The sequence below is a fragment of the Pseudomonas sp. GW823-FHT06B06 genome (assembly GCF_058795195.1).
Genome location: NZ_JBXAHO010000048.1, coordinates 35,275 through 45,031 on the forward strand (window position 1 = coordinate 35,275; position 9,757 = coordinate 45,031).

The window sequence follows — 9,757 nt, forward strand, 5'->3', positions numbered from 1 at the left end:
CCCTCATCGCATGCTGCCTCGGTACTGGGCGACAGCTTGGTCATTGTCTACTCAAGGACATGCTCTCGCCGTGAATACGCGCAAGACAAAGCTTCGACACATTGACGCCTTCTACTCTTTCTGTGATGACCGATTTGGGCTCGATTCCTTCGATTTCGCAGTCAGCCATCGTGATGCTGTATCTACCCAGAAACTTGTCGAAGCGTTTTACTTGGAACTCACTTCAACTCCGGACTACACAACAACTGCTGTGCAGCGCTGGGATGCAGTACGCGAATTTGTTCGGCACCTCTCACGACAACGAGCGCCATCGAGTCAGGCATGGCGTTCATTGTCCTCGACCTTAGGGGCTATGGGGAGGATTCGAAAACCCCACCGAGGTCGTTTCCGTTTCATTCGCGCGATTCCTGTAGGTACACTGATTGATTTACTGGATGTTGCAAACCCGGGATCCGATCGCAATCCATTTCATGATGAACTCGTTCAGACAAGAAACTGGCTAATCGTTAACCTTTTACTTCTCGCTGGATTGCGTCGAGGCGAGTTGATGTTGCTGGAGTGTGGCTCGCTCAAATCCGACGTAGATTTAGAAACATGCGAAGTCGTCTATTGGCTTGACGTAACAACGACTACAGAGCATGACCCACGCTCTAGCTCGCCAAGCATGAAGACAGAGCATTCGCATCGGCAGGTGCCAATATCGGCAGACCTTGCTTTTCTCTTTGAGCAGTACGTATCGGAATACCGACACAACGGGAAGGAGCATGGTCTTCTACTTACAGCCATGAATGGTGCGCCTCTTTCTGCTGAGGCAATAACCAAGGTTTTCACCAAACTCTCAAGCGCTATTTCTTCAGAATTGCTTTCTCGATTTACCGAGCGCAGCGGTGGTAAAGGAAGAATATCGCCACATGATCTCAGGCATACCTGTGCCACCGCCAGATACTCCATGTTCATGGCTCATGAGCCAAACAGAGATCTCACATTCCAGCGCTTACGCGCTTTCTTCGGATGGTCCGCGCAATCGTCTATGCCTGAGCACTATGCACGTGCAGCGATTCAAGAAGACTTGCTACGTATATGGGGCCAACTCTTTGATACCAGGACGAGCATTCTGCGGGGGCTCACGCCATGAATTCGATACCTGACCAAACAAAGAATCCTACTACGGCTCATTCTGGGGGTGACGGATATGGTTCAGTACTTGATTGGGCATGGCCAGTTGCACCAACAACGCTTCCCATATATGACAAGTACACCGACACTAACTATATAATTCACTCAGAAGAAGACACTTGGCGGTTTAGTTACAAGGGCAACGTAGAATCAATCGTTTTCGCTAGCGGTAGCACTGGTTCGCTCCAGAGAAGACTAGCCTTACTAATCAGTGGCCGGTCTAGCCCAGGTACACTCCATCGGACGGGACGTCTGCTAGTACAGAAGTGGGATATTGTCGTAGCGCTCCTTCACACCCGACCTGAAAATATAAAAGCAACATGGGACGAGTATGTTGACACAATCCCACTTGCCGGTACATACAAAAATGTCCTCAAGCTAGCGTGCACAGCAAATGTAGACCACTGGAGTGGTCGGGCGACACCGGTAGTTAATAGCCTGGATACTCGAGCGAACTCTGAAGTCGCCAGACACACGGGTAACATTGAGACTCGGCAGCACCTTATCAACGTACATCTACACGCAGGCATTATCAAAGCACTGGATGCTGCCGCGTGCATTACAGATCTTTCGACAATACAGCTCGAAGGGGCTGCCGCACTGTTACTTATATATCAGCATGGTGTCCGGCCAATTCAAGTTTTATGCCTCAACGTGCAACACGTTAGATTTTTTAAAGACGCATCGAACGAGACTGCCTGCGTCGCATCTTTCCATGCGGCCAAACAAAAAAACGGTGAGACATTTGAAATAGTCCGTCAGATCAAACCAGAATGGGTTCCCATAATCGCTCGACTCCATACAATCGCGGTAAATTCAGGGAGATCACGACTCTTCGACACATCTACTTCTTCGTTGCTGTGGTACCGCGCGAAAACCCTGTGCAAATTATTTAATGTGGAACTTACATGTACCGCGCCGCACCTTCGACATACAGCCGCTCAGGCGTTAGCAGATGCCGGACACACACGCGAAAGCATCCAACAGTTCTTAGGGCATACAGGTATAGCAAGCGCCGCAGTTTATGTTCGTGCCAGCTTGCAGCAAACGCAGCTCATTAACTCAGCCCTGGGAGCTTCCAAACTCTACAATAAAATACACGGCATTGCTTACAGAAAATTCGTGACTCTTGAAGAGATGCTTAATTCTGATGAAGACCAACAAATTGGCGGGATTGTTGGCGAGAGTTTAGTGGGAGGTATCGGACTCTGTAGGTCTGGCCAAAGCCACTGTAATTACAACCCAGTAACCTCGTGCTACGGCTGCGCGAAGTTCATGCCTTCATTGGATAGGGATGCCCATAGAGATGCCGTAGAAGGAATGCGCCAGCAAGTTCGAGTATATTTGGCGCGCGGTGTCCGGCCAGAAAATCCGGCCTACCTCCAACTCACCCGCGCACTCTCGGGCGCTCAGCAAGCGTTGGATGCAATCGAAGAATTGCATCTGAGGAAGCAATAATGACTGTGTTTCAACTTTCCGCCCCTGGCGAACTCCGTCCCCAGCAATTTCAACTATTTGTCGATAACATACGCCAAGCAGTCGAGGCAAAAGGGCTGCAGTGGGGTATACCTATGGATGATAAAGGCAAGCCGATTGAAGGTAGTGATTGGGACTTGAGAGTGTTAAACGGTAGCCACGACAGGTTTGCACCTGGAACAGTGGGATTCGGAATAGATGACCAAGTGCGTGAGCTCGCGATCAACGCACAATGGCCATTGGCGCGCTTGCCCGTGGGCGCGGTTTTGTCAGACTCCGTCCAAGACTTTATCAAGGCGATCATAGCTACCCGCTGTCTGAGTGGACGGACAGCAGATAATGCCCAAGTCATTGCGAAAGCTGCTAAGCGATTGTTTTCTTGCACCACAATACCTCCTTATAAAGTCTCGCGTGAGCATTTCGAGGCTCTACTTTCGCTTAAGTCTTGGAGTGACAAAGCAAAACGGGACTTTAGCGTGGTGGCGAAAATTATTGATGAAAACTTATTGTCTGAGCATTGCCCAGTCAAACCATCAGTGGAATCAAAACCGAAAACTGAACTCTTACCCGGTCTCAATACCCGAACCACCGGACACAAACTTCCGGACAAACATGCTTTGTTCGAGTTGACGCGAATCGTCTTCCAAGAGGTGCCGACAACGTTTAATGATGGCATTATCTTTTCTGTATTTAGACTCCTTATCCTGACTGGCCTGCGCATTACTGAGATCTTAACTCTCCCCGATGATTGTCTAGTCTGGCACAATCACATAGATGTAGTGACTGGAAAAAATGTGAGTGACATCGGTGGTATAGGTCGCTCGCTTCAGCTGCGTTACTACGCTGAGAAGCAAAGAGATGGAGCTCCTGACATTTTGATTGAGAAGTTTTATAACGTACCTTCGAGATTTGAAGGCCTAATCGAAACCACCGTCACCGAAACGTTGAACGCAACGACCTCCCTTCGGGAGATTTTGGAAAGGCAGTCACATACGCAAAATAACTATCCCAACTCAGATCTTCGAACATTTAAAACTTCTTCAGGACGCGTCGTAGGAACTTGGCAATGTCTATTCCTAACCACAGGATCAGTTTTGAGGTTCCCATTGATCGAACCGCTCACGCCGGATTCAGCAATTAGCACACCTCTCCCACCTCGTATTTATACAGCTCTTGGCAGCACAATAGGAAACGGTTCGCTCTCATTTTTTAAGAAATACGGCGGTACTCCACAGGAGAAGAATTTATCGATAAAGCCGCATTCTCTACGTCATCTTATGAATACTGAACTCTTTCGTCTTAACGTTCCTGATACTGCAATCACACACCAATTCGGCCGGGTTTCCGTTGCGCAGAGCTACGAGTATGACCACCGGAGTCTTTCGGAAAAACTGAAGTTTGTTCAACTTCCTTCGACCTCCCGCCCTCATGTTCCGCCAGGAAGCACTCAGGAGCTTGTGGCTAAGATGGTGGTAAGTGGCATCGCGGCCATCAGTCATTTAGGACAATCATTCAAACGCATCCAAGCAGAACATGGCGACGCAGCCGCGTTTGCATATCTTGCAGCAAACTCTGATGGATTTCATGTAACGCCCTATGGGTTCTGTACCAATAGCTTCTCTATTAATCCTTGTACGAGACACTTGAAGTGTTTTGACAGATGCAAACACTTTGCCGCAAGTGGTTTACCTGAGCATCGCGAAACCTTATTGGACCTTCGGGAGAGTCTTGTAATTATGCAGCATGCAGCGGAAGCGAAACCATCGCGAACCATGGGTCGAATCAATAAAATTACGCATGCGGTGAGGCTTATTGAGGGAGTTCAAGCTGCTTTAGATGCTCAACCACAGCAAAATGTATTCGCGGAAGGGGTTGACTACGCATCCCCCAACAAAAAGGACGTTTTCGCATGAGAAGATTACAAGACCCCACCAATGTTGAATTGAAGGCAATTCTAGAGCAGCTGCTTTCCGAAAACATCGATATTACCGTTCGAGAAGTCGCTCGACGTCACTCTGAGTTGAAGAACGCTTCGGCATTTACGCGAAACAGTACTCGAATGAGCTTCATCACTGAAGCGCGTCAGAAACAGCTTCAGGTCCGCGTTATTGCTACAGGCATAACGCCAACTGTCGTGCAGGCTAGTGTTGCGGCAAAGCGAACGGTGGAGGTGGCAGCTTTGGAATTGCAAATTAAACAACTTGTAGCTGCGCACGCAGGATTGATTCGTGCTGTTCAATTTGTCGGCGGGATGGGTGCACTCGAGCGATTTTGGAAAGAGTATAAAGAGATCGGTGACGCTGTTCAGGAACTCGGCGCTTTGCCTCAAGGGACTACGGTTCTAGAGTTTCCCCAGCCTGTAAAGTAGCTTCGACAACAGGCTTGCTAATCCGCAAGACCGCAAGCACTCGGCATCTACGCAGAGCCGGAGTGCTTGCTGCGAAATTGCACCCTACTTGACCAGCTGTTTGCATGGGACTTGACCAGATGCTTTGAATCGTCCTCAGAGTATGAGAGTTTTGCTCTCGCCCATTTTCAGATCACAGTTAGGTAACTGCACGGACTTGCCCCAATATTCGTGGAGGCATGGCCGGCAGAGAACGGCTAGACGCAGAAGTTCGCTTTTAGCCACCTCTACCATCCCTGACGATCTTTCGATCAAGGTGGAAGCGCGGTCTGGCTGGTCCATTCGCGATTTTCGTGAGTATTTTGGCTGTTTCCCATACCCTGCATTGATCACCATTCGCTGGTATGAAGAACTGGAGTGCATCAATAGGCCAGCTTCTTCCAGATAGTTAAGTCGCTTACAGCTAGTCCAGCTGATAGTCCGCCGAGTATGTCGAGCGACGAGACGCAAGTAGAGCCGACTGCCAGCTGGATTGTAAACAGCTCCCCGCTCTTGCGGGAATATAACCATCGGGATGGGTTGTGTTTGTCGCGTAGGTCAATGAAGGGCCAGAAGAACTAGAATTTTTGGATTTCAGTAAGAGTCGCAGCAAAAGCCTGGAGAGTCTCTACCTTGCTTTTGCCGCCGCCGGTGAGGTGAATGAACTCATCAAAGTCGATGTTTACGAGCTTGCCTGTTCTCGGATTCATCAAGACGCAAGACCTCCACTCATCATTGCCAGTCTCTACAGCCGCCGCATAGCTCAACAACCAGTACATTGCCACTTGCCTATAATCGGCAGCGGAGAAGTTACCGGCTGTGCATTTCACCTCGATTAGCTTTGACCCGGCAAAAAAATCGCCGGTTCCTGAGGCGATCCAACGAAAGCCGGGTATCACCGGTGCCGCACCATAAGCCGCGCTACAATCAGTAGCTACCTGCTTGACCATAGTCACAAGGTTGTCCGCTACGCGCAGGGCGATACGTTGATCATTCTCAGAGATTTCCGATGGGCTGATTGCATCGAAGAACCTGCTTTGCCTATCTGTAGCGGTGGCAACGCATTCTCCCCACGTCGGATTGTTACCAAGGACGAGCTGCTCACCTACGGCAAAGGCTAGCTCGAATAGCAGAGATTTTTGCAGTTTACTTGCTTGAATCGCTTCTACTGGCACGATGACCACCGCACAACCGACAGCCGATTTGTTATAAAGCGAAACGATGCTAGGCGTTAGTCCTGGGAAAATAGCATTCAGTATGCCGGGAATATTTCGAGCTATCGTTCTCGGATCACGCCCAGCTCTATTTGTCATCACACCAACTCCGATAGAGACCGGCGAAGGTCGGGCGATCCTGACGCTCTATTCCTAGCCTCCATGATTGCTCTAGGCTTGGGCCCATCTGACGGCGTAGACCATCCCCTTGGTCTCCAAAGGACTCGGCCGCGAGCCATGTCAATCGCTGACATTCCGCGTTGATTTCGCTCCATCGGCTTGAGACAGAGCTGAAACCGGACCTGTCTTTCCATAGACGCCAGCAGTCTATGCATGCCCTTTTGACTGTGTGGGACGAGTTAGATTTATAGGTTCTTTGGACAAAAGCAGCTCTGAGCGGCGTTTGCGAGAACTTCAGCACCCGAAGGTAGTGTAACAAGCTGGCTTCAGCTTGCAGTAAATGCTCAGAATGGAAAGCCACTCTATCTATCACCGCGTCTAGATCGGAGTGGATTTCTTCATATCCCGCCCCCGCTCTGAGGTTAGCCACACCTCGCATGATGGTTGACCACGAAGCGCGAAAGGCATGCAGGTTATTCGGTTCCAGCAGTGTAGACGCGAGTTGCAGGGCAACGATTGGGCTGTGGAATGTCAGTGTCCTACCTATCTGGGTAATCAAGAAATTATCCGGAAGCGACTTTTGCAATTCGCTGCCGAGCAATTTCTGGACGTCTAGATTTTCGACAGTCATTTTCAGTGACTCATAATCCCCTTCTGGGTTATCAGAGTAAGGATCATAATGTAGGTCGACATGTCTCAAAATTCCTGCATTGGTATCGTCACCACCAAGTTGAGTAGTAACGTATTCCTCATAATGCTTAGCCGTCATCATGATAGTTTTCGATTTATTTAGCGTGATCCCATAGTCTGCGAGAGCGTGTGATAGAAATGCTAACCCTGCGTAAGCGTCGGAATTCGAATCTGCAATGAGCACGTAATCGTCGACATATCGGTACCACCGTAAGCCATCATGTGTCATTTGATGGTCGACAGAGTTCAAAAACAGCTCTGCCAGAATCCGCGAGCACTGTCCTCCAACAGGTAGTCCGAAAGAACGTCCAGCTGAAAATTTTGTTAACAATGCGGTGATTTGGTTACCTACCCTGCCATCTGAGAACAGGTCATCGATTAGGTTTTCTAAGTAATGATGCGAGATGTGTTCGTAAAAGCTCGAAATGTCCGTTTGGATGACTACTGTCCCTTTGGGAGCGCGTGCAGCCTCTTTCGCCGTAGCCTCTCTGAACACTCTCCAGGATGAGCCTCGATCGAATAGCTCAGATCCGCCCTCCGTCTGGAACCTGTATGAGAAGGTTCGCTGATCACGTCTTGGCTCTAACTGATCGGCGATAGCTACACCCAATCCGTTGAAATAAATGCTCCAAAACGGGTGGAGCTTTGTAGTCACCCTGAATCCTGATGCACCTGTTGCGACCAAAAGGCGCTCGCTAAATACGGTTAATGCTGCAATTTTTTTTTGCTATTGGATTCACTGTCTTTACGCAGCTCCTCCGAAAAAGCGAAAGCGACCTCTGCTAGCTCATTTTGCCTAGCTGAAACGAAATTCGTGTCGACATCGAAAGGGAGCGTGTCGTTGTCACCGTGCGCTCCGATATCAGCTGCCGCGCGCAGAAAATGCTCAAGTGTAACTTCAGTCATGTCCTTTCCCGGGCTGAAGACCTCTATTCGCCGGGCTCAGTGCACCGACAATCCTCTCACCCACCGATCATCTCAGCACGCCCGGTGCATGTCGATAGACGCTTAGTAAAGTAACCGGCTGAGCATACACATCGAATCGTCCGGGATTGTGCCTAGGCCGGCAGCTGCAGCGGCAAGACTTTCATGCGAGCCAACTGGAGCGTGAACTTCTCCTTCTTGGGGGAAACGAAGATCTTTCGACCCACAACTGCCTGTGAGCAGCGACAGAAACGGGCCCAGAGTGTGTAAAAACACAACTACGCTCAAAAGCCCTGTATCGAATTTCCTTTGACGCCTTCGAAAGAGGGCCCTCATGCCAAGTCGCCCAAGAACCGCAACCCTAGTCGGGATGGTTTCAGCTTTCCGCGTTTGATCACCGGTGCTCACCATGCAGAGTGGAATCTCAAGTCCTGCTGGATTCTGTCAGCGACATTGGCCCGGGCACCTGCCAGCGGCTTTGCTGCCTCCTCTGCCGTACTGGCGCTCCGCCAACTGGAGGCTGCATTGTTCATGATCGGTTATGACCTGCCTCGTGACGGGAGCAATGCTCAGGCTAAATTGACCACACCCCCGATGCCTGGTGACGCTTGGACCGAGTGCTACACCGCTGCAAGAGGCAATAAGTTCCACTACCAGATTGACGACGGCGCAATACGGCTCCATGAAGGCCGCCGCTACCCGATCGAGGTCATCAACAAGATGTTGAATATTCTTTGGGAAGTATCGGACAGCACGACATTCCCATTAGCCAACAGCGCAACGAAGATCCGTGCCGGCGAAAGCGCGTTTGGTATCGGCAAAGCCTACTACGAGGCGACCGACAAGAAGGGTAAGCCGCCTGACGCCAGCGCGCTTGCAGCCCTACTTCAAGATATTGGTGCACTACGCTTCACACCGGGCCGTCGTGACGCGTGGTCAATCAATACTGAAGTGTTCCCCCGCGAAGGGATGATTGACGTCACTGCACTCATCACCCGCGAAATCGAGCTGCTCGAACACCTGTAGCCAATCACTTGAACCGGAGCGTGCATCGCGCTCGCTCCGAGATTCTTATCCCTTCAATTTGTAAAGGAAGCCGCCATGTCAGCCAGATAATGATATGGAGATTTGGATAACGCGGATTGTTTGTTGGCTACTGCGACAGACTAATTTTCCAGGAAAAAATTATTTATCGGTGAAAATTCGATCCCAATCTCGAGCAGCCAATGTTCGGCACACAGCTTCCAATCCACCAAAACAGCGTCGTGATACTATTTGCATATTGTCCTGCGTTACGTACCGTATTGATTCGCCATTTTCATTGAGCAGAACGCCGCCCGCCCCCTTAAGCAACGCATGACCCGCGACAACATCATGCGCAGATACCTGGCATACAGAAACACCGCACACGCCATCGCCAGCGGCTACTTTTGCAAGCCTGTAGGCAATCGAGGGCATGCAGACAAAACTGCTTGGAGCGCAAAGCTGGTGATTTATTTCTGCCTTATTTACGGCAGCTGAACTGAGCATCACGCGACAATCGCTCGACCAAATCATGCCCGGAAGCTTGGGGGCTACGGATTTCCCATTGCGTAGCAAATTGGACAATCCTTCAGCCCAAGCGATGCAATCTGGAAACCCTTCGAGCGTTACGGGTGCGTAGACCACACCTAAGATTGGTGTGTGTTTGTATATGCGCATTCCACGCCATCCGGCCACCCAGTCCACCAACATCCGGCCACCCGTTCCACGCTCATCCGGCCAGGCAGTC

The 9,757-nt window shown here is 50.2% G+C and carries 9 protein-coding genes; 5 read left to right on the forward strand and 4 right to left on the reverse strand.

Annotated elements, in window-relative coordinates:
* Positions 1 to 70: 70 nt before the first annotated feature.
* From AC1Q8Q_RS28715 to AC1Q8Q_RS28730, 4 genes are read left to right on the forward strand one after another with little or no spacing between them, the layout of a single operon-like run.
* Positions 71 to 1,135 (forward strand): tyrosine-type recombinase/integrase, encoded by a 1,065-nt coding sequence (locus AC1Q8Q_RS28715; RefSeq protein WP_197677868.1) that lies wholly within the window; start codon positions 71 to 73, stop codon positions 1,133 to 1,135.
* Positions 1,132 to 2,634 carry a tyrosine-type recombinase/integrase gene (locus AC1Q8Q_RS28720; RefSeq protein WP_492615801.1) on the forward strand — a complete coding sequence of 501 codons (1,503 nt, stop codon included), beginning with the start codon at positions 1,132 to 1,134 and terminating at the stop codon, positions 2,632 to 2,634. Before AC1Q8Q_RS28715 ends, AC1Q8Q_RS28720 begins: the two co-directional genes overlap by 4 nt.
* Positions 2,634 to 4,565 (forward strand): hypothetical protein, encoded by a 1,932-nt coding sequence (locus AC1Q8Q_RS28725; RefSeq protein ID WP_492615802.1) that lies wholly within the window; start codon positions 2,634 to 2,636, stop codon positions 4,563 to 4,565. The genes AC1Q8Q_RS28720 and AC1Q8Q_RS28725 overlap by 1 nt, the downstream gene beginning before the upstream one ends.
* A complete protein-coding gene (locus tag AC1Q8Q_RS28730) occupies positions 4,562 to 5,020 on the forward strand; it encodes a hypothetical protein (protein WP_492615803.1) in 459 nt (152 codons plus the stop codon). Before AC1Q8Q_RS28725 ends, AC1Q8Q_RS28730 begins: the two co-directional genes overlap by 4 nt.
* Before the next feature lie 596 nt (positions 5,021 to 5,616).
* Here the strand turns inward: AC1Q8Q_RS28730 and AC1Q8Q_RS28735 are convergent.
* From AC1Q8Q_RS28735 to AC1Q8Q_RS28745, 3 genes are read right to left on the reverse strand one after another with little or no spacing between them, the layout of a single operon-like run.
* Positions 5,617 to 6,351, reverse strand: a complete 735-nt coding sequence (locus AC1Q8Q_RS28735) for a hypothetical protein (RefSeq protein WP_492615804.1) — start codon at positions 6,349 to 6,351, stop codon at positions 5,617 to 5,619.
* Complete coding sequence (locus AC1Q8Q_RS28740) at positions 6,341 to 7,717, reverse strand: RNA-directed DNA polymerase (RefSeq protein WP_492615805.1); 1,377 nt, start codon at positions 7,715 to 7,717, stop codon at positions 6,341 to 6,343. Before AC1Q8Q_RS28740 ends, AC1Q8Q_RS28735 begins: the two co-directional genes overlap by 11 nt.
* Before the next feature lie 50 nt (positions 7,718 to 7,767).
* A complete protein-coding gene (locus AC1Q8Q_RS28745; protein WP_492615806.1) occupies positions 7,768 to 7,968 on the reverse strand; it encodes a hypothetical protein in 201 nt (66 codons plus the stop codon).
* A gap of 327 nt (positions 7,969 to 8,295) precedes the next feature.
* Here AC1Q8Q_RS28745 and AC1Q8Q_RS28750 point away from each other — a divergent pair, with 327 nt between their 5' ends.
* A complete protein-coding gene (locus AC1Q8Q_RS28750; protein ID WP_141195464.1) occupies positions 8,296 to 9,012 on the forward strand; it encodes a hypothetical protein in 717 nt (238 codons plus the stop codon).
* A 159-nt stretch (positions 9,013 to 9,171) separates the two neighbouring features.
* On the opposite strand, the gene AC1Q8Q_RS28755 is transcribed toward AC1Q8Q_RS28750, so the two are convergent.
* Positions 9,172 to 9,757: inositol monophosphatase family protein (locus tag AC1Q8Q_RS28755; RefSeq protein ID WP_492615807.1), on the reverse strand; the 586-nt coding region annotated here is incomplete at its 5' end.

Excerpts from the sequence above, each read along its gene's own strand:
- AC1Q8Q_RS28720 (WP_492615801.1), top strand. The coding sequence starts at position 1,132 with ATGAATTCGATACCTGACCAAACAAAGAATCCTACTACGGCTCATTCT.
- AC1Q8Q_RS28725 (WP_492615802.1), top strand. The coding sequence starts at position 2,634 with ATGACTGTGTTTCAACTTTCCGCCCCTGGCGAACTCCGTCCCCAGCAA.
- AC1Q8Q_RS28730 (WP_492615803.1), top strand. The coding sequence starts at position 4,562 with ATGAGAAGATTACAAGACCCCACCAATGTTGAATTGAAGGCAATTCTA.
- AC1Q8Q_RS28735 (WP_492615804.1), bottom strand. The coding sequence starts at position 6,351 with ATGACAAATAGAGCTGGGCGTGATCCGAGAACGATAGCTCGAAATATT.
- AC1Q8Q_RS28745 (WP_492615806.1), bottom strand. The coding sequence starts at position 7,968 with ATGACTGAAGTTACACTTGAGCATTTTCTGCGCGCGGCAGCTGATATC.